The organism is Mycolicibacter virginiensis (genome assembly GCF_022374935.2).
In the GTDB taxonomy this organism is placed as follows: Bacteria; Actinomycetota; Actinomycetes; order Mycobacteriales; family Mycobacteriaceae; genus Mycobacterium; species Mycobacterium virginiense.
Genome location: NZ_CP092430.2, coordinates 3,515,902 through 3,538,791, shown reverse-complemented (window position 1 = coordinate 3,538,791; position 22,890 = coordinate 3,515,902). Strand labels below are relative to the sequence as shown.

21 protein-coding genes are annotated in these 22,890 nt (G+C 69.7%); 13 read left to right on the top strand and 8 right to left on the bottom strand.

What is annotated here, in order from left to right; translation table 11 throughout:
- Positions 1-15: 15 nt before the first annotated feature.
- The 5 genes from MJO54_RS17175 to MJO54_RS17155 all read left to right on the top strand — a co-directional run bounded on the left by MJO54_RS17175 (position 16) and on the right by MJO54_RS17155 (position 7,163).
- Positions 16-1,749, top strand: a complete 1,734-nt coding sequence (locus MJO54_RS17175) for a DUF2339 domain-containing protein (RefSeq protein WP_240175227.1) — start codon at positions 16-18, stop codon at positions 1,747-1,749.
- 6 nt (positions 1,750-1,755) lie between these two features.
- Positions 1,756-3,075 (top strand): acyltransferase family protein, encoded by a 1,320-nt coding sequence (locus MJO54_RS17170; protein WP_240175226.1) that lies wholly within the window; start codon positions 1,756-1,758, stop codon positions 3,073-3,075.
- An 82-nt stretch (positions 3,076-3,157) separates the two neighbouring features.
- A complete protein-coding gene (pstS, locus tag MJO54_RS17165; protein WP_240175225.1) occupies positions 3,158-4,276 on the top strand; it encodes a phosphate ABC transporter substrate-binding protein PstS in 1,119 nt (372 codons plus the stop codon).
- A gap of 84 nt (positions 4,277-4,360) precedes the next feature.
- Entirely contained in the window at positions 4,361-6,361 is a 2,001-nt protein-coding gene (locus MJO54_RS17160) for a serine/threonine-protein kinase PknD (protein WP_064888791.1), read from the top strand.
- Between the two features lie 64 nt (positions 6,362-6,425).
- Positions 6,426-7,163 carry a cation efflux transmembrane domain-containing protein gene (locus tag MJO54_RS17155; protein ID WP_233428581.1) on the top strand — a complete coding sequence of 246 codons (738 nt, stop codon included), beginning with the start codon at positions 6,426-6,428 and terminating at the stop codon, positions 7,161-7,163.
- 96 nt (positions 7,164-7,259) lie between these two features.
- Here MJO54_RS17155 and ctpC read toward each other — a convergent pair whose 3' ends face one another.
- The 4 genes from ctpC to MJO54_RS17135 form a co-directional block, all read right to left on the bottom strand.
- Positions 7,260-9,476, bottom strand: coding sequence for a manganese-exporting P-type ATPase CtpC (ctpC, locus tag MJO54_RS17150; protein WP_240175224.1), 2,217 nt, complete (start codon positions 9,474-9,476; stop codon positions 7,260-7,262).
- Between the two features lie 31 nt (positions 9,477-9,507).
- Positions 9,508-9,789: a DUF1490 family protein gene (locus tag MJO54_RS17145; protein WP_046284995.1), complete on the bottom strand. Its 282-nt coding sequence runs from the start codon at positions 9,787-9,789 to the stop codon at positions 9,508-9,510.
- A 135-nt stretch (positions 9,790-9,924) separates the two neighbouring features.
- Positions 9,925-10,650, bottom strand: coding sequence for a TIGR03089 family protein (locus tag MJO54_RS17140; protein WP_464515773.1), 726 nt, complete (start codon positions 10,648-10,650; stop codon positions 9,925-9,927).
- 10 nt (positions 10,651-10,660) lie between these two features.
- Positions 10,661-12,130 carry an LCP family protein gene (locus MJO54_RS17135; RefSeq protein ID WP_275564465.1) on the bottom strand — a complete coding sequence of 490 codons (1,470 nt, stop codon included), beginning with the start codon at positions 12,128-12,130 and terminating at the stop codon, positions 10,661-10,663.
- A 224-nt stretch (positions 12,131-12,354) separates the two neighbouring features.
- Between MJO54_RS17135 and rfbD the strand changes: the two genes are divergently transcribed.
- The 4 genes from rfbD (at position 12,355) to MJO54_RS17115 (ending at position 15,641) form a co-directional block, all read left to right on the top strand.
- The gene (rfbD, locus tag MJO54_RS17130; RefSeq protein ID WP_434085448.1) at positions 12,355-13,227 is read left to right on the top strand and encodes a dTDP-4-dehydrorhamnose reductase; all 873 of its coding nucleotides are present in this window, start codon (positions 12,355-12,357) and stop codon (positions 13,225-13,227) included.
- A 10-nt stretch (positions 13,228-13,237) separates the two neighbouring features.
- The gene (locus MJO54_RS17125) at positions 13,238-14,125 is read left to right on the top strand and encodes a glycosyltransferase family 2 protein (RefSeq protein ID WP_275564464.1); all 888 of its coding nucleotides are present in this window, start codon (positions 13,238-13,240) and stop codon (positions 14,123-14,125) included.
- Positions 14,122-15,195: a mannose-1-phosphate guanylyltransferase ManB gene (gene manB / locus MJO54_RS17120; RefSeq protein ID WP_046284999.1), complete on the top strand. Its 1,074-nt coding sequence runs from the start codon at positions 14,122-14,124 to the stop codon at positions 15,193-15,195. The genes MJO54_RS17125 and manB overlap by 4 nt, the downstream gene beginning before the upstream one ends.
- 89 nt (positions 15,196-15,284) lie before the next feature.
- Positions 15,285-15,641 (top strand): Rv1352/Rv1906c domain-containing protein, encoded by a 357-nt coding sequence (locus MJO54_RS17115; protein ID WP_046285000.1) that lies wholly within the window; start codon positions 15,285-15,287, stop codon positions 15,639-15,641.
- A 15-nt stretch (positions 15,642-15,656) separates the two neighbouring features.
- On the opposite strand, the gene MJO54_RS17110 is transcribed toward MJO54_RS17115, so the two are convergent.
- From MJO54_RS17110 to cofD, 3 genes are read right to left on the bottom strand one after another with little or no spacing between them, the layout of a single operon-like run.
- Positions 15,657-16,190 carry an NUDIX hydrolase gene (locus tag MJO54_RS17110; RefSeq protein WP_046285001.1) on the bottom strand — a complete coding sequence of 178 codons (534 nt, stop codon included), beginning with the start codon at positions 16,188-16,190 and terminating at the stop codon, positions 15,657-15,659.
- Positions 16,187-17,536 carry a coenzyme F420-0:L-glutamate ligase gene (locus MJO54_RS17105; RefSeq protein WP_046285002.1) on the bottom strand — a complete coding sequence of 450 codons (1,350 nt, stop codon included), beginning with the start codon at positions 17,534-17,536 and terminating at the stop codon, positions 16,187-16,189. Before MJO54_RS17105 ends, MJO54_RS17110 begins: the two co-directional genes overlap by 4 nt.
- Positions 17,533-18,540 (bottom strand): 2-phospho-L-lactate transferase, encoded by a 1,008-nt coding sequence (gene cofD / locus MJO54_RS17100; RefSeq protein ID WP_064888787.1) that lies wholly within the window; start codon positions 18,538-18,540, stop codon positions 17,533-17,535. The genes MJO54_RS17105 and cofD overlap by 4 nt, the downstream gene beginning before the upstream one ends.
- 347 nt (positions 18,541-18,887) lie before the next feature.
- Here cofD and MJO54_RS17095 point away from each other — a divergent pair, with 347 nt between their 5' ends.
- Positions 18,888-19,283: a WhiB family transcriptional regulator gene (locus tag MJO54_RS17095; protein WP_105295842.1), complete on the top strand. Its 396-nt coding sequence runs from the start codon at positions 18,888-18,890 to the stop codon at positions 19,281-19,283.
- A gap of 8 nt (positions 19,284-19,291) precedes the next feature.
- Here the strand turns inward: MJO54_RS17095 and MJO54_RS17090 are convergent, their stop codons facing one another.
- Positions 19,292-19,744 (bottom strand): metallopeptidase family protein, encoded by a 453-nt coding sequence (locus tag MJO54_RS17090; RefSeq protein ID WP_046285013.1) that lies wholly within the window; start codon positions 19,742-19,744, stop codon positions 19,292-19,294.
- Between the two features lie 93 nt (positions 19,745-19,837).
- On the opposite strand from MJO54_RS17090, the gene MJO54_RS17085 reads away from it, so the two are divergent.
- The 3 genes from MJO54_RS17085 to MJO54_RS17075 are packed head-to-tail and all read left to right on the top strand — an operon-like array spanning position 19,838 to position 22,888.
- Positions 19,838-20,278 (top strand): DUF3499 domain-containing protein, encoded by a 441-nt coding sequence (locus MJO54_RS17085; protein WP_192830602.1) that lies wholly within the window; start codon positions 19,838-19,840, stop codon positions 20,276-20,278.
- A 58-nt stretch (positions 20,279-20,336) separates the two neighbouring features.
- A complete protein-coding gene (locus MJO54_RS17080; protein ID WP_046285005.1) occupies positions 20,337-21,755 on the top strand; it encodes a phosphomannomutase/phosphoglucomutase in 1,419 nt (472 codons plus the stop codon).
- Positions 21,752-22,888 (top strand): hypothetical protein, encoded by a 1,137-nt coding sequence (locus tag MJO54_RS17075; protein ID WP_064888785.1) that lies wholly within the window; start codon positions 21,752-21,754, stop codon positions 22,886-22,888. Before MJO54_RS17080 ends, MJO54_RS17075 begins: the two co-directional genes overlap by 4 nt.
- Positions 22,889-22,890 lie beyond the last annotated feature (2 nt).

Genomic DNA, 22,890 nt, shown 5'->3' with positions numbered 1-22,890 from the left:
GGCATCGTTGCTCGCGTGACCGAACCACATGCCGTACTGCACCGGCTTACTGCGGAATGCCACGCCTTGTCGTGGCAGCTCTACCGGGTCTCGACTGAACTCGCCGAACTGGACCGGGCGCTGCACACTCCGGCACCCCAGATCGTCCCAACTGTGCCGATGGCGCCGTCGGCTCTGCCGGTGCAGCCGGCGCCGCCGACCGCCATGGGACCGAAACCTGTTACCGCGGCCGGCGACTCGGGTTGGATCGGCAAAGTGCTGGCCGTCGCGGGAGTCGCGGTGACGCTGGTAGGCGTGGTGCTGCTGCTGGTGCTGGCTGCCCAAGCCGGCATCCTGCGCCCCCAGATCCGGGTGGCCGGTGGTTTCATGCTCTCGGCCGTGCTGGTCGGCGTGGCATGCCGACTGCACAACCGGCCGGGCGGACGCACCGGGGCCATTGCGTTGGCAGCCACCGGGATCGCCGCGGCCTACCTGGACATCATCGCGATCACCGCTTACTACCAGTGGGTGCCGGCAGCCGTCGGACTGGTGGTCGCGGCCTCGGCCGGCGGCGCCGGTCTGGCATTGGCGCGGCGCTGGAACTCCGAACACCTCGCGGTGCTGGTGCTGGTTCCGCTGATCGGTCTGGCCCCGATCCTCACCGGCGACGTCGACCTGCTGCTGATCGGATTCCTGCTGGCACTGTCGGCGACGGCGCTGCCGGTGCAGCTGGGCAAGGACTGGACAGCGATGTTCGCGGCCCGCATCGCGGCCGCCACGCTGCCCCTGCTGTTGGCGCTGGTCGCCGTCGGCGGCGATGTCTGGCTGGTCGGCGGGGCCTGCGCCGTGGGTGCCGTGCTGGCCGTCATCAGCGGGCTGGTGGTGCTGCCGACCACCACCAGGCCGGGTGCGATCGCGCTGCTGACCGCCGCCGGAACCCTCCCAGTGGTGGCGGCCGGAGCCGCGGTGGGCCCCGTGCCGGCCACCGTGTTGGCCGCGACACTGTCGGTCGTCATGCTCGCGATCGTCGGAGCCCATCGGGCATTGCAGCCGGTCGTCGTCCAGGTCTTCTCGGCACTGTCCGCGGTCGCCGCACTGGTTGCGGTGACCACGGCTCTGCGCGGCTCGGTGCTGGCACCGGTGCTACTGGCTATGGCTGTCGTCGTCGGGGTCGCCGGCCGGACTGGTGGCGTGGCCCGTTGGGTCGCAGCAGGATTCGGATTCGCAGGGGCGGTCGTCTACCTGCGCTACGCATCGCCGGACAACCTGATCAGCGCGGCGACGATGTCGAGCGCGGACACGGTGTCCACGCTGATCGCCAGCCTGCTGGTGATTGCGCTGGTGGTCGTGATGGCACGCGCATACGTCGCCGCTCCCAACACGAACCCCTCGAATACGCCGGTGCTGGCCGCGGGCGGCGGGGCGCTGATCGGTTACGCCGTCACCGCCTTCACCGTGACCGCGGGCGTCGCGATCGGCGGAACCGGAGGCGGGTTCTTGGCCGGCCACATGGCGGCCACCCTCTGCTGGATCGTGATGGCAGGGGTCCTGTTGCGCTACGCGCTGCGACTCGACGACCGCGGCGCCCGCACCTGGGCGATCACCGCCGGCCTGGCCCTCACGACCGCCGCCACCGCGAAGCTGTTCCTGTTCGATCTGGGCACGCTTGACGGCATGTTCCGGGTCGCGGCATTCATCGTCGCGGGGCTGCTACTGCTGGGGATGGGCACCGGCTACGCCCGCAGCCTGGCGCAGCAGGACGGGAGGTAACCGACGATGACCACCCTGCTGGGCTTCCCCAACCCCACCGAGCTGGCCGCGGCCACACCGGCCGGACGCGATCGCGCCCTGGACGTCATGCGCATTACCGCGCTGCTCGGCGTCGTCGTCGGCCACACCGTGATGGCCACCAGCGTCATCCGCGATCGTGTCCTGATTTGGGACAACCTCCTGACGGCCACACCCGCGCTGGCGTGGCTGACCTGGGCCTTCCAGGTCATGCCGCTGTTCTTCTTCGCCGGCGCCGCCGCTTGCCTGACCACCTGGCGCCCGGGCGGGCAGTGGGGCGGCTGGCTGATGAAACGCTGCATCCGTTTGTTCCGGCCCGTCTTCTACTACCTGGGGTTTTGGGCCGCCACCCTGGCGGTGCTGCGCCAGCTACTGCCCCAGCACGTCTACGAACCGGTCGCCGGCGTCAGCATTCAACTGCTGTGGTTCCTCGGCGCTTACGTGCTGGTGCTGGCCGCGATGCCGTTGCTGTACCGGATCGCCACCGCCGGAACGCTTTTCGCCGGTGTCGCCGCGGTCTACGCAGTGATCGGGGTGGTCGACACTCTACGACTGCAGCACCCGGCGCTGGCGCCGATCGGCTATCTCAACCTCGCCGTCTGGCTCATCCCAGCCATGTTCGGTGTTGCCTACCGGCGCGCCCTGGTGCCGCGGCATAAGGCGCTGGCGATCGCGGTGCTCATGGTGGCGATCGACGTCGCGCTGGTGCGGTTCGGGCCTTATCAACTGAGCATGGTCGGCACCGGTGACCACCAGTTGTCCAACACCAGCCCGCCGTCGCTGCTGCTGGCCGGACATGCGATCGCGATGAGCGCGCTGGCGATCTGCGCTGCGCCGGCGATCACCCGATGGGCGCAACGGCCCCGGGTCTGGTGGCTGACCGCGGTCGGGAACTCCGGGGCCATGACGCTGTACCTGTGGCATATCCCGGTGCTGCTGGGTGTGCACCTGGTCTTCGACCACCTGGGCTGGGCACGCTACCCGGGGCAGCCGCATTTCGTCGCCATCAGCGTCGCGCAGTTGATCATCGTGGCCGCCGGCGTAGCGCTGTTGTTCATGGTGCTGCGGCCGTTGGAGAACAATCCGCTGCCCGGTTGGGACGCTCCGGTTTCGGCGGCACCGGGCCGAGGCACCGCCGCAGGTCTGCTGCTCATGACGGCCGGAACGGCAACGCTGGTCGCGATCAAATGGGGTCTCAAAGACGACGGGCTGATCTGTGTCGCGGTCATGCTGGTCGCGCTGATCAGTGCACGGCTGCTGGTCTCGGGGGCCGGCGCGCCGTCATCGCACACCCCGTCGCGGTCCTGACTCGGCGGCGCGGGAGTCCCGGTCGCACCGCATCCGGCCGTACCAGGCCCGCTCGCGGCGGGTCGCGGTACAGTGTCGTCCTGTGAAATTCGGCCGATCGACCGTGCTGCCGGCCCTGCTGGCTGTTGGCGCACTGACGGTTTCGGCCTGTGGCGGCGGCTCCGATCAATTGGTGTCCGCCGAGGACCCGGCGGCAGGCGTGGACTGCGGGGGCAAGCAGGAACTGCATGCCGGCGGGTCGACCGCCCAGGCCAACGCGATCGAGCAGTTCGCCTACGCCTATTCCCGGGCCTGTCCCGGGAAGGCGCTGGTCTACAACGCCAACGGCTCCGCCACCGGAGTCGATGACTTCATCGCCAACGAGATCGACTTGGCCGGCTCCGAGGTGGCCATGGACGCCACCAAGTCGCAGCCGGAACGGGCCGCGGAGCGATGCGGCTCGCCGGCCTGGGACCTGCCGTTGGTGTTCGGTCCGATCGCCGTCACCTATCACATCAACGGGGTGAACAGCCTCAACCTGGACGGCCCCACCCTGGCGAAGATCTTCAACGGCAGCATCGGCAGCTGGGACAACCCCGCGATCAAGGCGCTCAACGCCGGCGTCGCGCTGCCCGCACTGCCCATCCATGTGGTGTACCGCAGCGACCGGTCACCGAGCACCGCCATGTTCCAGAAGTACCTCGACGTTGCCTCCGACGGAGCCTGGTACGCCGGCGGCGGCGACATGTTCAACGGCGGCATCGGTGAAGGCGCCACCGGCAATAACGGTGCCGCGGCGGTGCTGCAGGCCACCGACGGATCCATCACCTACAACGAATGGTCGTTCGCGGTCGGCAAACAGCTGCCCATGGCTCAGATCGTCACCGCGGCCGGCTCGGCACCGGTGGCGATTTCCGCCGAATCGGTCGGCAAGACGATCGCCGGGGCGAAATTCGTGTCCGACGCCAACCCCGACAACGACCTGGTGCTGGACACGGCGTCCCTCTACCGGCCGGCCGAACACGGCGCCTACCCGATCGTGTCGGCGACCTACCAGATGGTCTGCTCGAAATACCCCGACGCCGCCACCGGCACGGCCGTCAAGGCGTTCCTGCAGGCTGCGATCGGTCCAGGCCAGGACCGGCTCGACCAGTACGGCTTCATCCCACTGCCGGCGTCCTTCAAAACCAGGCTCCAGACGGCGGTCAACGCGATCTCGTGACCATTTGCGGCGTCGGCGCCGGTTAGTCTGGTAGCCAATCTTTCGCCGCAGTGCGCGGCACTGTGGTCGAAGGGAGCGTCGTCGGTGAACAATCCCGAGCCGGGTTTGCGGACCGGATCGCGATTCGGCCCCTATCAATTGGGGCGGTTGCTCGGCCACGGCGTCGTGGGTGAGGTCTACCGGGCCGAGGACACCCGCAACGACGAGACGGTGGCGCTCAAGCTGATCTCCGAGTCGCTCTCCGCCGACGAGGCGTTCCGCGGCCGACTGGAGGACGAGGCAGAAGCCGCCGGGCAGTTGACCGAGCCTCATGTGGTGCCGATCCGCGCCTATGGCGAGATCGACGAGGTGCTCTACCTCGAGACCGGCCTGATCGACGGCACCGACCTGGCCACCGCCTTGGCCGACGGAGGCCCACTGAGCCCGCCGCGGGCGGTGGCCATCGTGCGGCAGGTGGCCGCGGCCCTGGACGCAGCCCACAACGCCTATGTCGTCCACCGCGACGTCAAACCCGACAACATCCTGCTCACCGAGGACGACCTGGCCTATCTGATGGACTTCGGGGTGGCCGCGGCCATCGCCGAGCCGGGCGTGCGGGCCAAGCCGGCGGTCGGCACCCTGAGCTATATGGCGCCCGAGCGTCTGACCGGCGAGCAGGTCACGCACCTCGCCGACATCTACTCGCTGGCCGCGGTGTTGGCCGAGGCGCTCAGCGGGGTGTGCCCGTTCTCCGCCGACACCCTCGACGAGGCGATCGAAGAACGCCGCACCGCTGAGCCTCCACAACCGAGCAAGCTGCGCCCGGGGCGCGTTCCGGCGGCCATCGACGCGGTGCTGGCCCGCGGGCTGGCTCGCAAACCCGAGGAGCGCTACAGCAGCGCCGGGGAACTCGCCGCCGCGGCCTACCAGGCGCTGACCGAGCCCGAACGCCACCAGGTGTCCCGGATCCTGCGGCGTGGCGAGCCCGCACTGCACCTGCCAGGCGGCCTGGAACCCGAGCCCCGATCCGAGGGCCGAGGTGGCGGCGCAGCGTCGGCCGGCGTGAGCCGGGCCGGATGGGCGCCGACCGACATCGGATTCGGTACCGCCTTGGGCACCGGTCTGGGTGGGCCGCCCCCGGCGCCGTTCCCGATGTCACCCCTGCTGCGCAACGACCTGCAGACTCCGGCCACGGTCATCCCCACCCCGTCTCGACGGTGGCGGCTGCCCCGCAAGCCGGTGCTGGTGGCGGCCGCGGCGGTTGCCGCGGTCACCGTCGTCGCCGGCATCGGGCACGTGGTGTCGGAGCCCTCGTCGGCGACGCCGGTGGCGGCACCGCCGCAGGACGTGCTGCCGTTCACCGACCTGGACTTCCGGCTCTCACCGGGTGGGGTGGCGCTGGACGGCGACGGCAACGTCTACGTCAGCAGTGAGGGCATCCACGGCCGGGTGGTGCGCCTGGCCGCGGACTCGGCCGCCTCGACGGTGGTGCCCTTCAGCGACCAATACCAGCCGCGGGGCGTGGCGGTCGACGGCATCGGCAACGTGTACTTCTCCGATGTCAACAATCGGGTGGTCAAGCTCAGCGCGGACTCCGAGACTCACACGGTGCTTCCGTTCGCCGGCCTGGACGACCCCGACGGGGTGGCAGTGGACTCCGACGGCGGCAATGTCTATGTCGCCGATCGCGGCAACGACGTCGTGCTGCGCCTGGACACCGTCACCAACACCCAGACCACGGTGCCGTTCGTCGGCCTCAACAAGCCAGACGGGGTGGCAGTCGACTCCGCCGGCAATGTCTACGTCACCGACACCGCCAACAACCGGGTGCTCAAGCTGGTGGCCGCCTCAGGCGAACAGGTGGTGCTGCCCTTCGCGGGGATCGTCGCCCCGTGGGGCATCGCGGTGGACGAAGCCGGCGACGTCTACGTCACCGAGCACAACCGCAACAAGGTCGTGAAACTGGCTGCCGGTGCCGCGATCCCGGTGGTGCTGCCGTTCACCGGACTCAACGCCCCGTTGGACGTCGCCGTGGACAAACGCGGCAATGTCTACGTCGCCGACCGCGGCAACGACCGCGTCGTCAAGGTGGTCTCCAACAGCTGAGCGCCGCCTGAGGCGCCGGCGCTGTGACGGCTGCCTCACCGAAACGCCAGGTAACATTTTTTGCGTGGACAGTAGCGTCGTGGGCCCCGCAGCGGGCATCGCCGATCCGGTGATGGACGCCCCGGGCACGATCATCGGGCACCACGAGCACGACCACGACCACGCTGGGCATGCCCACGGCGTTCCCGTCGTTCGCGATGCGGGTTGGCACCGCGCAGCGACCTGGGCTCGCCGGCTTGCCTGGGTCAGCCTGGTCCTGGTGGGAATCGAAGGTGTGGTGGGCCTGTGGCAGGGCCTGGCCGCCGGTTCGATCGCGTTGACCGGCTGGGCGCTGGGTGCCATTCCCGAGGCGCTGGCCGGGGCCGTGGTGATCTGGCGATTCACCGGTGCCCGCACATTGTCCGAGACGGCGGAGCGGCGCGCTCAGATCGGCGTGGCGATCTCGTTCTGGATCAACGCCCCCTATATCGCCGCGGAATCGATACGCCACTTTGTCGGCGACCACCGCAGCGAAGGCAGCGCCATCGGCATCGCGGTCACCGCCGCGGCCGTGCTGGTGATGCCGATGCTGGGCCGGGCCCAGCGACGGCTCGGCACGCGGCTCGGCTCGGCGGCGACCGTCGGTGAGGGAGTGCAGAACTATCTGTGTGCGATCCAGGCCGCCGCGGTGCTGGTCGGTCTTACTCTCACCACCGGGTGGTCCGGCGGCTGGTGGCTCGACCCGCTGATAGGTCTGGGAGTGGCCGCCGTTTCGGTGTGGCAGGGCTTCCGCTCCTGGCGCGGCGAGGGCTGTGGCTGTTAACGGCTGCTAAGGGGCTGTTGCGCCTACCGACGCTAAGTCCCGACTGCCCTGGAGCTGGTGGTGGTGCTCGACAGGAACAGTCGGGACGTCGACAGATTACGGCACGGACGGCACGGACGCCATCGGCGTCGCCGCCTCGACGCCCAGCCGGTAGCGAATCAACCGCGAGCTGTTGGCGACGACGGCCACCGACGACGCGTTGTGCAGGATCGCGGCGAGCACCGGTGACAGTGCTCCGCCGGCGCCGATCAACAGGCCGGCGGCGTTGACCGCGATCGACATGCCGTAGTTCTGCCGAATCACCTCAACGGCACGTCCGCCCAGGTCTCGCACGTCGAGCAGCCGGCGCAGGTCGTCGTTGGCCAGCGCGACATCGGCGGTCTCCACGGCGACGTCGGTACCGGCCAGACCCATGGCGATCCCGATGTTCGCGGCGGCCAATGCCGGCGCGTCGTTGACGCCGTCACCGACCATGCCCACCACGTAGCCCTCGTCCTGCAGTCCGCGGACCACCTGCAGCTTGTCCTCCGGCAGCACCTCGGCCCGCCATTCGTCGATGCCGAGTTCGGCCGCCACCGCTGCCGCGGTCTCGGGGTGATCGCCGGTGAGCATGACGATGCGGCGAACACCCTTGGCGCGCAACGCCTCAAGCACCTCGCGCGACTCTGGGCGTACCTCGTCACGCAGACTGATCAACCCGACCAAGGTGCCGTCGACTGCTAGCAGCAGCGGGGTCTCGGCCTGTGCGCGCAGCTTGTTGACCCAGTCCGCCGCCTTCTTGGAGATGCGGACCTTCTCCGAGCGCAACAGGTTCGGGCTACCCAACAGCAGGGTGCGGCCGTCGGCCCAGGTGCGGATGCCCAACCCCACCAGGACCTCGCACTCCTCGTGCGGCGGGATACTGATGTGGCGTTCTTCGGTGGACCGAATCACCGCTTCGGCCAGCGGGTGACGCGAATGCAGCTCCGAGCTGGCGGCATAGGCGAGCACCTGTTCGGGCTGCCAATCCTTGTGGATGGCAACGATATTGGTCACCACCGGACGGCCCACCGTCAGTGTGCCGGTCTTGTCGAACACGATCGCGTCCACCCGGCCGGCCTGCTCCAGATGCGAGCCGCCCTTGATCAGGATGCCGCGCCGGGCGCCGTTGCCGATCGCGGCGCTGATCGCGGTGGGCGTGGCCAGCCCCACCGCGCACGGGCAGGCGATCAGCAGCATCGTCATCGCGCGGCGGACATCGCCGGTGAGCACCAAGGTGATCGCCGACAGGATGAACGAGGCTGGTACGAAGCGCCGCGAGAAGTTCTCGCCGACGGTCTGGATCGGCGCGCGGTCGTGCTGCGCCTCTTCGACGCGGCTGATGATGCGCCCGATCACGGTCTGGTTGCCCACCGCGGTGGCCCGGACCACCACTCGGCCGCGCACCACCACCGAACCGGCATGCACTCGGGCGCCGGCGATCACACTGACCGGCAGGGTCTCGCCGGTGATGGCCGATTGGTCCACGATGGCTTCGCCGTCGATGACCTCGCCGTCGACCGGGATCGCCACGTGGTCGTGGATGACCACCTCGTCGCCGATCTGCACCGTGTCGATGGGCACCTGAACCTCGGTACCGTCGGGCAGCCGGACCCACGCGGTGTCCTGGTTGCCGCGCAGCAGATCCGAGATGGCACGGCGGGTGCGGCGCAGCGTCAGATCCTGCAGGTATTCACCGATATTGAGCAGCCACAGCACGGTCAATGCGACCACGTTCTCCCGAAGCACCAGGCTCGCCACGGTCGCGGCGGTCACCAGTGCGTCGGTGCCGGCCTTGCCGGACCGGATCGAGCGCAGCGCGCCCCGCAGGAAGGGGTAACCCATGAAGACCGTGGCGCTGGTCGCGACGAGCTGCCCGCTGGGTCCCAGCAGTGGCGGCCGGGCGAAGACGTAGCGGCGCATGCCCAGCAGTGCCAGCGCCGCGCCGCCGATCACCATGCGCAGCACGTCGGTGTTGCTGACGTCGGCCGAGCGCGGTGTGCGGGCGGGGATCAGCTCGGCGGCGACGGTGGCTGCAGACGCGATCGCCGCGAGGATCTCCGCGGTGTCACTGCGTTTGGGGGAGTACCAGACCACGACCGAACCGGTCCGCGGATAGGCGTGCACGGTGCGCACCCCGTTGACGCGGCCGGCGGCCTCTTCGGCGGCCACCGCACGCCGTGAATCGCCGCGGACCCAGGAGACCTGCACCCGCATCCGGCCGGCGGCATCGGAGATGACCGTCAGCTCGTCGTTGGCCGCCGGCACGGTCGCTATGGCGCCGCTGCTGTTCATCGCTGCGCTTCCCATCGTCGGCGCCGGGCGGTCAGTGGTCGTGGTCGTGCTCGACGGCTGCTGCCGGCGGGGTGGCCTCCTCGCCGATGCGCTCGCGAGCCTCGGCAACCACATCGGCCACCTTCAGTCGTGCCGATTCGGCGACCTCTTCGGCTCGCCGGGTTCCGCGCAGGCTCCACTCGGTGGCCGTCACCGCTGCCTCGTGCAGCGGGGCTTTCGCCAGGGCCCGGCGGGCCACCTCGTAGGCGCTCACGCCGACCAGTCCGGTGAACACCGTCGACGCCGCTTTGACCAGCAATCCCTGCACTGCCATGAGTCATCTCCTCTTTCGTACGGCGGGTTCTTGCGGGCTAGCGTATCAGCATATAAGCATTTATGCATGTATCGCCGTATGGCGATTTCGGCGCGGTTGCGCCCGCTGAGCGGGAACAATCGCGCCGAAATCGCGTCAATCCAGGTTTCGGGTGACCTTCTCGCTGGCCCGGCGGCGCTCCTGCAGGTCGGGATCGGGGTTGGCGACCTGCACCAGTGAGGCTCCCACGGCGAACAGCGTCAGCATGTTCTCGATCAGCGCGGTCGGGTTGTCCCAGTCCTTGGTCGACCACACCCGGTCCGACGGGGTCAAACCCAGCGCTGCCGCGCACTTTTGGCACGCCGCCAGCACGTCGTCGGCCGACGATCCGGCCAGGGCTGGGCCGGGGGCACGTTCGGCGACGATCTGGTCGCCATGCACCCGCACCGCGGTCGCATAGTCGGTGACGCCTACCGGCAGGTCGGGGGCCGGCCGGCCGAACGGGTCCAGCGACAGCACCACCACCTCGCCGCCGGTGGCTGCCACCGCCGCGTCGGCCTCATCGAGCCGCTCGGCGGTGCACAGCGCGATGTCGGCGTCCTGCGCTGTGTCATCGAGCAGTACTTCGGCCCCGATCCACCAGGCGCCGAACAGCACCGCCGCCGTCTGCCAGTGCGCGGGCAACAGCACCGCGATACGACTGCCTGCTGCGGCACCCAGCTCGTCGCGCAGCAGGTTGCCGGTCTTGGCGGCCCAATTCGCCAGCGTCGCCGCGGACAGTTCGATGCGTTCGGCGGAATCGTCGTCGTAGAAGGTGATCCGTGGCCCCACCGGGTCGGCGCGCATGATCGGATCGAGGATCGCCGCGCTGAGGTTGATCACCGCAGCGACGTTAGTTCACGCACTGCGGGTCGTTGGAACCCGCGGTCAGAATCGGTGACGCAACGGGGATTTGGGGTGCCTCGTCGTCGTAGCTGGAGATGCCGGCCGCCTGTACACCGCTGCCGCCGGAGCCCATGCCCGATCCCGGCCCGGTGTAGTCGTTGGCCAGCACGACGCGCACCGAGCCGGTCGGGACCGACTCGTTGGACACCACCGGCAACCCGCCCAGGTCCCTGGCCACCGCCAGTGCGCCGGGGTCGTCGGCCGAGGCGGCCTGCACCTGGCTGGTGGGCACGTGCCCGGACTCGTTGTTGCCGACTGACCCGGTGCCGAATCCCTTGGCGTTGAGCACCCCGGAGACCGCGGCGGCCAGGCCGTTGATGTCGGTGTCGTTGAGCACGCTGGCGGTGGTCTGTTCCGGGTTGTAGGCCAGCAGCTCGGTCTTGCCCTCGTCCTGATCGTGCAGCAGTCCGGCGACCCAGTCGGCTACCTGGCCGGGGTCGACGCGCACCACGCTCTGCATGCCGTCGTCGCTCCAGCCCGACTCCTCGAGCACCGGGATGGTGGCGAACGCCACTTTGCCCGCGGCCAGGTCTTGGGCCTTGGTGACAAAGTCGATCACGTCCCAGCCCGCCGACAGCACCACCGACCGCTGTACCGCGGCCTGCAGCCGCGACAGGGTGCCGGGGCTGGACAGGGTCTTGCCGGAGATGACCTGGTGCGCCAGCGAGGCCATCACCGTCTGCTGGCGCCGGACCCGGTCCAGGTCGCCGTGCGGGAGTTCGTGGCGCTGCCGCACGAAGCTCAGCGCCTGGGCACCGCCGAGTCGCTGCCAGCCGGCCGGGAAGTCCGCGCCGGAGAGCTCTTCGTACACCGGCTCCTTGAGGCAGACGTCCACGCCGCCGAGGGCGTCGGTGATCAGCGCGAACCCGAGCAGTCCGATCTCGGCGTAGTGGTCGACGGTGACGCCGGTCAGATCGGCCACCGTCTTGATCAGGGCCTCGCGGCCCGCCTCGGTACCGCGCGCCTGCGCCTGGATCGGGTCCATCCCGGATGCGACGAGCGCGTCGGCGGTCTCTAGCCGGGTGGCCCCGTACACGCCGTTGATCTTGGTCTTGTCCAGGCCGGGTGCCGCCACGTAGGAGTCGCGGGGGATCGAGATCGCGGTGGCCGACTTTCCGTTGTTGGGAATCCGGACCAGGATGATCGTGTCGGTGTTGGTGGCTTCGTCGTCGCCGACGCGCAGTGCGGTCAGCTCTTCCGGCGTCAGCGGATTGCCGTGAGCGTCGGTGCGGCTGTCCATTCCGACCAGCAGGATGTCGACCGCGCCGTCGGACCCGCCGTTGCCCAGCGCCAGCGAGGAGACGTGGAAGATCCCGTCCTCGAACGACCGGACCTGGCTCCAGGCCACTCCGGTGCCCAAGACGACGGCGACGGCTGCCACCGTGGCAATCACACGAATCACACGTTGCGCAGGCATCACTTCAGATTACTTGCGTAACTGCTGTATCGGCGGTAGCCGAGTACGGCGTGGCAGCCCGGCGGTTCAGCGAGTCTCGACGGAGGAGAGGGGAAGCTGGGGCCGCCGCGTGGGGTCGGCGGTTCAGCGAGCGTCGACGGAGGAGAGGGGAAGCTGGGACCGCCGGCGTGGGGTCGGCGGTTCAGCGAGCGTCGACGGAGGAGAGGGGAAGCTGGGACCGCCGCATAAGCTCGACGCTCATGCGGATTGTGATCACCGGCGCCGGCGGCCAAGTCGGCACTTTTCTGGCCTCCCGCGCCGCCGAGACAGGCCATCACGTGCTGGCCCTGACCTCGGCGCAGTGCGATATCACCGATGCCGCCGCGGTGGACGCCGTGGACTTGCGGGCCGGGGACGTGCTGATCAACTGTGCGGCCTACACCCAGGTCGACGCCGCCGAGAACGACGCCGAGCGTGCCCACGCCGTCAACGCCGCCGGGCCGGGCCACCTGGCGGCCGCCTGCGCGCGGGCCGGGGCCCGGCTGATCCACATCTCCACCGACTACGTCTTCGATGGCGACTTCGGCGGCGCCCCGCCGCGCCCGTACGAAGTGGGCGATGCCACCCGGCCGCTGTCCGTCTACGGCGCTACCAAACTTGCCGGTGAGAACGCGGTGCTGGCGGCCTCTCCGGATGCTCTGGTGGTGCGCACCGCGTGGGTCTACACCGGCGCCGCCGGCGGCTCCGACTTCGCCGCGGTGATGCGCGAAAAGGCCGCGGGCGACGGGGACGTGCAGGTGGTCGATGACCAGATCGGGTCCCCGACTTATGTCGGCGATCTCGTCGATGCGCTGCTGGTCCTGGCCGATGCCCGGCCCAGCGCTCGGGTGTTGCATGCCGCCAATGCCGGGGCCGCCAGCCGGTACGAACAGGCCCGGGCGGTGTTCGCCGCGGTCGGGGCCGACCCGGACCGGGTACGGCCGGTCAGCAGTGCCGCGCACCCGCGCCCGGCGGCCCGGCCCGCCTACTCCGCGTTGTCGGGCGCCGAGTCGGCGCGGGCCGGCCTGGCACCGCTGCGCCGGTGGAGCGATGCACTGTCCGCCGCCTTGGCCAGATAACCTCTACGCCGTGAGTGAGGCCCTACCGGTGGTGACGGTGACCTATTCGCCGGGTTGGCATCTGGACCGATTCCTGGCATCGCTGTCGCTGGCGACCGACCGCCCGGTGCGGGTGGTGATGGCCGACAACGGATCCACCGACGGTGCACCGGAGGAAGCCGCGGAGCGCTACCCCAACGTGCAGCTGCTGCATACCGGGTCCAACCTGGGCTACGGCGGAGCGGTCAACGCCGGGGTGGCCCTGCTGGACTCCGAGGGCGGCGAACGCAGCGAATTTCTCATCGTGGCCAACCCCGACGTGCAGTGGGGTCCGGGCAGCATCGAAGCCCTACTGGACGCGGCCGCCCGGTGGCCGCAGGCGGCGACGCTGGGTCCGCTGATCCGGGAACCGGACGGCTCGGTGTACCCCTCGGCCCGCCATCTGCCCAGCCTGATCCGCGGCGGCATGCACGCCGTGGTCGGTCCGGTGTGGCCCAACAATCCCTGGACCCGTGCTTATCGGCAGGAACGGCTGGAGCCCAGCGAGCGCTCGGTCGGGTGGCTCTCGGGTGCCTGCCTGCTGGTGCGCCGGGCCGCGTTCGACGCGATCGGCGGCTTCGACGAGCGCTACTTCCTCTATATGGAGGACGTCGACCTGGGGGACCGGTTGGCCAAGGCCGGCTGGCTCAACGTCTACGTGCCCTCGGCCGAGGTGTTGCACCAGAAGGGCCACGCCACGGGCAAGGACCCCGCGCGCAACCTGGCCGCACATCACCGCAGCACCTATACCTACCTCGCCGACCGGCACACCGGCTGGTGGCGGGCCCCGCTGCGCTGGAGCATGCGGGGCGCGCTGGCGGTGCGCTCACACTTGGCGGTGCGCAACGCCCGCCGCACCTTGACGAAGGGACACCCGTGACACTGAGCCAAGTCGACGCGGTGGTCCTCGTCGGCGGCAAGGGGACCCGGCTGCGGCCGTTGACCCTGTCGGCGCCCAAGCCGATGCTGCCGACCGCGGGGTTGCCCTTCCTGACCCACCTGCTGTCGCGGATCGCCGCCGCCGGCATCGAGCACGTCATCCTCAGCACCTCATACAAGCCGGAGGTGTTCGCCGAGGAGTTCGGCGACGGCTCCGCGCTCGGCCTGCAGATCGACTACGTGACCGAGGAGGAGCCGCTGGGCACCGGCGGCGGAATCGCCAACGTCGCGCCCAAGCTGCGCCAAGACACCGCCATGGTGTTCAACGGTGACGTGCTGTCCGGGGCGGATCTGACCGAGCTGCACGACTACCACCGCGAGCAGGGGGCCGAGGCGACCCTGCACCTGGTCCGCGTCGGCGATCCGCGTGCCTTCGGCTGCGTGCCCACCACGGATGGGCGGGTCACCGCGTTCCTGGAGAAGACCGAGGACCCGCCGACCGACCAGATCAATGCCGGTTGCTACGTGCTGTCCCGCGACGTCATCGACCGCATCCCGCGCGGACGCCCGGTTTCGGTGGAACGCGAGGTGTTTCCCGCGCTGCTGGCCGACGCCGTGTTGGTCTGCGGCTACGTCGACACCAGCTACTGGCGCGACATGGGCACCCCGGAGGACTTCGTGCGCGGATCGGCGGACCTGGTGCGCGGCATCGCGCCGTCACCGGCGTTGGGCGGCCGGCGCGGCGAGGCGCTGGTGCACGACGGCGCCTCGGTGGCGCCGGGTGCGGTCCTGATCGGCGGAACCGTGGTGGGCCGCGGCGCCGAGATCGGCCCGGGCGCCCGCCTGGACGGCGCGGTGATCTTCGACGGCGTGAAAGTCGAGGCCGGCAGCGTGATCGAACGCTCGATCATCGGGTTCGGCGCCCGGATCGGGCCGCGGGCACTGATTCGCGACGGGGTGATCGGCGACGGCGCCGACATCGGGGCCCGCTGCGAGCTGCTGCGCGGGGCGCGGGTGTGGCCCGGGGTGTCGATCCCCGACTGCGGCATCCGCTACTCCAGCGACGTCTGAGCCGGCTCTCCGCTGACGCTGCGCTCAGGGCGCACCTTTCTCGAACTTTTCCGCCATACACGCAGAGCCAACGGTGGATAGTCATAACCATGTTCACGAGGGTCTTCGTCGCGTGCCTGGCCGCAGTCGCCATGGCGGCGCCGGCCGCTGCGGATCCGCTTGACCCGATTCCCGGTAACGGCGTCTATCAGGTCGGCACCGATATCGCACCGGGCCTGTATCACACCGGCGGGTCGGGTTCGGCCTTCGGCGTGTGGATCAACAACGTGCCGACGCAAGATTCGATGTGTTCGTGGTTCACCTACAGCACACCCGATGCGGCCAAGGACCATGTGGTCCAGACGAATACGTCTATCGGTCCGATGTACGCCAGCATTCCCGTCACGGTCAAGGCCTTCGAGTCGCAGAATTGCCAGCCCTGGACGCGAGTCACCGACTCCGAATGAGCCCGCGTGGCAGGGCTACCCGACGGCCCGCGCCACCAGATGCGCCAGCGCGTCGTCGGCGTCCGGCGGTAGCGCATCCACCGGCCACCAGCGCAGCGCGAGCGACTCGTCGCTGATTCCGATCTGCGCATCCGCGGGCGCATGCGCCACGAACTGCAGGTCCAGGTGCCGGGTCGGCACACCCAGCGAGCAGGTCACCGGATGCACGTGCACGGCCGCCAGCGCCGGATCCAGGCGCAGGCCGGTGATGCCGGATTCCTCGGTGGCCTCGCGCAGCGCGGCCGCGACGATGTCGGCGTCGGTGTCCTCGCAGTGCCCGCCGAGCTGCAGCCAGCGGCCCACCCGCGGGTGCAGCGTGAGCAGCGCGCGCTTACCGGTGTGGTCGAGCACCAGGGTGGATGCGGTGATGTGGCCGGGAACGCATTCGCGCCGGCATGCGTCGGGGCGGGCAGCGAGAAAAGCCAGCACCGCATGCCGCAGCGAGTCCTGCGCGGAATCGGGTGCGGCCCAAGCGCTCAGCGCCGCGACAGCGGAGTCGTGCAGACTCATCGCCGCACCAGCAGGTCACCGACGTCGGCCGGGGCGCGGGGCTCGGGCGGCTCGGTGGGGTAGCCGATGGCGATGGCGCCCAAGGGTTCCCAGTCGGGCGGGAGATCCAGTTCGGTGCGGACCAACTCGGGGGTGAAGATGGTCGAACCGATCCAGCAGCTGCCCACGCCACGTACCGCCAGCGCCACCAGCAGGCCCTGGACGGCGGCACCCACGGCGACCGTGAACATGGTGTGCTCGGCGGCGGTACGGACGGCGTCCGGGTAGTGGTGGGCGCCATCGGGCACCATGATCGGGATGACGACTTCGGGTGCGTCATACAGAATCTGGCCACGCGAGACCCTAGCCTCAATGGCTTCTGGGGTTTTACCGTCGCCGGTCAGATCGGATCGCCACTGCTGCGCCATGGCATCGAGGAGCCGAGTGCGCACACTCGGAGTCTGCAGCCATACGAACCGGACCGGGCGGGTGTGATGCGGCGCGGGGGCAGTCAGGGCCTCGGCCATGGCGTCGGTGATCAGTTGCGCCGGAACGGGTTCCCCGGCGAAGCTGCGCACAGAGCGGCGCAGCAGTTGAGCCTGCCCGCGCCCCACCTCGATGGCCTCGGCGGTGCCCAGCCAGAACAGGTCCTCGGAGCCGGAACGCACCAATGCGGCTGCGGTGGAACCGTTGTCGGGACTGGCGACACCACGTACCACCGCCACCGGGATATCGGTGAGCTTGCCTTTGACCAGGTCGGCAGCCGCGGCGAGTTCGTCAGCGACGGCGACTTCGGTGACCAACAATTCATTGCCATGCCGGTCGACGGATCCGGCGTAGCCATTGAGCACCGACAGGCCCGACGCGCCGATCGCGACGTCGATCTGGCCGTTGCGCCAGGCGCGGCCCATGGTGTCGGTGATCAGCACCGCCACGTGGACGCCCAGACGCTCGGCCAGGCTGGCGCGCAACGCGGCGGCGCTGCCGTCGGGATCGACAGGCAACAGCGCGAGCTCGTCGGACCCCACGTTGGAGCCGTCCACGCCGGCGGCGGCCTGCACCAGTCCGAGGCGATTCTCGGTGATCCAGGTGCGGCCCTTGCGGGCCAGTACGCGTACCGCCTCGGCCTCGACCAGTTGGCGGCGCAGCGCATCACGCGCCTCGGCGTCGTGCGGCGCCGGCACGATGCGGCCCTCGCACTTGGACACCACCTTGCTGGTGACGACCACGACGTCCCCGTCGGCCAGCCACGGTGCGGCTTGGGCCAGCGCGGCCGCGAGATCGTCGCCGGGCCGAAATTCGCCCAAGCCGGTCACCGGCAGGATCTCGACCTTGGCGGCGCTGCCGTGCTCGCCTTGCCCCTTTATGGTGACACCCCCGCTAGCTCCAGTCCGGTGCGGACCATTTCGGCGGTAGCCGCCGGATCGGTCATCAGCAGCGGGGCGGCGTGAACAGTCACGCCCGCGATGTCGGGACTGTCAGGGGACTCGCCCTCGTGCACCAGCCAGTAGTCCAAGATTCCGGTTCCGCTGCGGGCACCGTAGTGCTCGCCGACGGCCCGGGAGGTGGAATCCAGGCCGATCACGCTCAGGCAGACATCGGCCATGCCGCGCAACGGCTTTCCAGCGATGATCGGGGAGTAGCCGACGACCGGTGCCGCCGTGGAGCGCAGCGCTGCGCGGACACCGGGAACCGCCAGGATGGCACCGATGCTGACCACCGGATTGGAGGGGGCCAGCAGCACGATGTCGGCGCCGGTGATGGCGTCGACGACTTCGGGTGTGGCCGTGGCCTTCTCTGCGCCCACGAAGCCGAACCCGTGGGTGGGAACTTGGGCGCGGTAGCGCACCCACCACTCCTGGAAGTGGATCGCGCGCTGGGCGTCGTCGGCCGGATCGGTGATGACGACGTGGGTTTCGCAGCTGTCGTTGGTGACGGGCAGCAGTCGCGCTCCAGGCTGCCAGCGCTCGCACAGCGCCGAGGTCACCTCGGTCAGCGGATAACCGGCCCGCAGCGACTGGGTTCGGACCAGGTGGGTGGCCAGGTCGCGGTCGCCGAGGCCGAACCAGTCCGGCTGCATCCCGTAGCGAGCCAACTCCTCCATGGCATGCCAGGTTTCGTCGCGGTGTCCCCAGCCGCGCTCGGCATCCACGCCGCCGCCCAGGGTGTACATGCAGGTGTCCAGATCGGGGCAGATGCGTACCCCGTGCATCCAGGCATCGTCGCCGACGTTGACGACCGCGGTCAGCTCGTGCGCGTCGGCCCCGTGGCCAGCTGGGGATTCGGCGAATTGGCCCAGACCCAGTAGTTTCTGGACGCCGAGCAGGAACCGGGCGCCGCCGACCCCCCCGACGAGAACGGTGACCTTCACAGCGCACGACAGTACCTTTGGCGCCGCTGCGGCCGGTGTGGCGGACCGCCGTCGTCGCTGTATCGGGGGACGCGGTAAGACACGCCGAGGGGCGGGTGTGGGGTAGATGACACGGACTCGCCGGTCTCGGACACGTTGGAAATCGATCACGGGATGGTAAGGAATTTGGCCAATCAGCTTGACCGGGCTGATCAACCCGTGTCTAATCACACTAGTGTCATTTCCCGGTTGGCCAGCCGATTTCGGTGTCGCAGACCGAGATTCGATCACATGTTCGAATCGGGATGGTCAATATCTTCCGATTCGGCCGACATATCAGGATCGCGCTACAGGTGAGGAGGCGGAGCATGTCCTATGAGCACCTTTGGGGCGTGATGGGGGGAGCACCGCACGCCGGTGCCGAAATGGCTGAAATGGCTGGGCCGAGCGGGCTGGAGGCGATGCCCAGTCGCCCACATCTGAGTCTGGTTCCCGCACCCGAGGACTACGACGAGTTCGACCCGTTCGACCCCGCGACAGCCACCAATGAGCAGTGGCAGGACCGCGCCCTGTGCTCGCAGACCGACCCCGAGGCGTTCTTCCCGGAGAAGGGCGGCTCGACTCGGGAGGCCAAGAAGATCTGCCAGCGTTGCTCGGTTCGCAGCGAGTGCCTGGAGTACGCCTTGGCTCACGACGAGCGTTTCGGTATCTGGGGTGGGCTTTCCGAGCGTGAGCGCCGCCGCCTCAAGCGCGGCATCATCTGAGCTAGGGACTAGTCGTCGATCGTCGGGTCGATGACGGTGGGCTCGACATCTAAGTAGGTGGCGACTTGGGCCACCAGAATCTCGTGCAATAAATCGCCGAGCTCTGTGCTGTCGTTTGCGCGTTGCTCGATCGGCTTGCGGAACAGCAAGATTCGGGCGCGCGTCGGATTTCCCCGAACATCCACCCCGGCCGGGATCAACCGGGCCAGCGGAATTGGCCCGTCCGCGACCACTTCTGGGGGCCACTGCACGCTGTCGGGGTCTTTGGCGGCGATCCGTGGGATCTCATCGACGGCGACGTCCAGGGCCGTCAACCGTTGCTTCCAGCGTTGTTCGATGGGCTCGTAGGCCTCCAGCACGGCCATATCGAACCGTTCGGCGCGGGTGCGCCAGCCCGGCACGGTGGGCGGCAACAGCGGCCCGCGGGTTTCGCGGCCGCGCCAGCGGCGACGCGTGGCGATCACGCAGAAGATGGTAACGGTTGTGCATAGGGTGCCGGCGCCTTGCGCGTGTCCGGCGCTGCGGGGGCGAGCGGCCACGATAGCCTCACGGGCGTGAACGTTCCTCGTCGTTGCTGCCGGCCAGGGTGTCCGCACTATGCGGTGGCGACGCTGACGTTCGTCTACTCGGACTCCACCGCCGTGGTCGGCCCGCTGGCCACGGCCGCTGAGCCGCATTCCTGGGACCTGTGCTTCAACCATGCCGGCCGGATCACCGCCCCGCGCGGTTGGGAACTGGTCCGCCATCCCGGCCCGTGGGTTTCGCCTGAAGAGGACGACCTGATCGCGCTTGCCGAGGCGGTTCGTGAGCGCGAATCCGGGCGCGCGGCCCCGGCCAACGGGTGGTACCCACAGGCCAATCCGGTGGACGCCCCGACCCGCGGAGCGTCCACCGCCGGACCCGGTGGTGGTGTGCTGGCACCGCCCGGTCCGCCCGGCAAGACCAATGGTCGACGCCGTGGCCACCTGCGTGTGTTGCCAGACCCTTCGGACTGATCGCGGGTTCCGGGCTAGGCTTGAGCGTCAAGAGTCCACTGCGTCAGGAGCCCTGTCCATGTCTCGGCCCGCTGCGGCTGTCCACCGTGTGATCAAGGCGTACGACGTACGCGGCCTGGTCGGTTCGGAGATCGATGAAACCCTCGTCACCGAGGTCGGGTCCTCGTTTGCCCGGCTGATGGCCGAGGAAGGTGCCCGACAGGTGGTGATCGGCCACGACATGCGGGACAGTTCGCCACTGCTGTCTGCGGCGTTCGCCGAGGGTGTGGTTGCCCGCGGCCTGGACGTGGTCCGGATCGGGCTGGCGTCGACCGACCAGCTTTATTTCGCCTCCGGGGCGCTGGATTGCCCGGGTGCGATGTTCACCGCCAGCCACAACCCGGCCGCCTACAACGGCATCAAGCTCTGCCGCGCCGGTGCCAAGCCGGTGGGCGCCGATACCGGCCTGGGCCGAATCCGCGATGAGCTGATCGCCGGGGTCGACCCGGCCGGCGACGGCCAAGGATCGCGCGGCAGCATCACCGACCGCGACGTGCTGGCCGACTATGCGGCATTCCTGCACTCCCTGGTCGACATCTCCGGCCTGCGTCCGCTGCGCGTAGCCGTCGACGCCGGCAACGGCATGGCGGGCCACACCGCACCGGCGGTGTTCGGATCGGTCGGCGCGATCACACTGCTGCCGCTGTATTTCGAGCTGGACGGCAACTTCCCCAACCACGAGGCCAACCCGCTGGATCCGGCAAACCTGGTCGATCTGCAGGCCTTCGTGCGCGAGCAAGGCGCCGATATCGGCCTCGCCTTCGACGGCGACGCCGACCGATGCTTCGTGGTCGACGAGCGCGGTGAGCCGGTGTCGCCGTCGGCGGTGACCGGCTTGGTGGCCGCCCGCGAACTGGCCCGCGAGCCCGGTGCGACGGTGATCCACAACCTGATCACCTCGCATGCGGTGCCGGAACTGGTCGCCGAGCGCGGCGGCACACCGCTGCGGTCGCGGGTCGGGCACTCCTACATCAAGGCGCTGATGGCCGAGACCGGCGCCATCTTCGGCGGAGAGCACTCGGCGCACTACTACTTCCGGGATTTCTGGGGCGCTGACTCGGGCATGCTGGCCGCCCTGCACGTACTGGCCGCACTCGGTGAACAGCAGCGGCCGTTGTCGGAGCTGACTGCCGACTACCAGCGCTACGCGGCGTCCGGTGAGATCAACTTCACCGTTGCCGATGCGCAGGCCTGCGTGGATGCGGTGGTCGGGTCCTTCGGTGCCCAGGTGTCGTCGGTGGACCACCTCGACGGCGTGACCGTAGACCTGGGTTCGGGCAGCTGGTTCAACCTGCGCAGCTCCAACACCGAGCCGCTGCTGCGGCTCAACGTCGAGGCGCCCGACGCCGCCGCGGTGGACGCGGTGGTGGCCCAAGTGTCCGAAAAGATCGCCCAGCAAGGCCGAGCCGTCGGCGCCGCGGAGAAGTCGCGTCCGTGACCGCGTTCTCCGGCTCCTACTCCACCGTCGACCTCGATGACACCGAGGCCCTGCTGGCGGCTGACCGCGACGGCGCACTGTGGGCGGCATCGATGGCCGGCGCGCAGGTCCGCGCTACTGCCGCGACGGTCGATGAGGGTGCCTTGGATGCCGTGCGCAGTGAGAGCCGTGACTACCCGCCGCGGACGATCATCTGGTTGTCCACCCGCGGCACCGCGGCCACGGCCGGGAGCCTGCTTGCCGCCACCCGCGGCGATTCGGCACGGGCACCGCTGGTGCTGGCGGCCGAGGTCCCGTCCTGGATCGGATCGCTGGACGTCCTGATCGTCGCGGGCGACGACCCGGGTGACCCGGCGCTAGTCGCCGCGGCCGCGGCCGGGGTACGTCGTGGCGCGCGAGTCGTGGTGGTCGCACCCTACGAGGGGCCGCTGCGTGACGCCACCGCCGGCCGCGTCGCCGTGCTGGAACCGCGGATCGCTGTCTCGGCGGAGTTCGGCCTGCCGCGCTACCTGGCCGCCGGGCTGGCCATCCTGGACGCCCTGGAAGGCGCGGCCGCACCCACCGACTTGGGTGCGCTGGCCGACGAACTCGACGCCGAGGCGCTGCGCGACAGCGCCGCGCGTGAGCTGTTCACCAACCCGGCGAAGATGCTGGCCGACCGCATCGTCGGTCGTGACGTCGCGTTGGCCGGTGACTGCGCGGCGACCCTGGCGCTGGCGCGGCACGGCAGCGCGGCGATGCTGCGGATCGGTCGGACCACAGTGGCGGCGACTGGGCTGGCCGACGCGGTGAGCGTGCTGCGGGCGCAGTCCGCCGGTGGCCGCGATGTCGCCGACATCTTCCATGACGAGCAGATCGATGGCCCGGCCGCCGACCGGCTGCGGGTACTGGCCCTGACGCTGGCCGCCGAACGCACGGTGGTGGCGGCCCGTATCAACGGCCTACCCGATGTCGACCTGGTCGCAGCCGGGGACGTGCCGGTGGCACCGGGCGCCTCGGAGGAAACCGCGAGCCCGAACCCGCCGGAGGGGGCGCTGTCGCCGAGCGGCCCGGGCCGGGCCGAACAGCAGCTTGCGGTGCTGGCCGTGCGGTTGGAGATGGCGGCCGCCTACGTGAGACTTTTGCGGGGTTGACG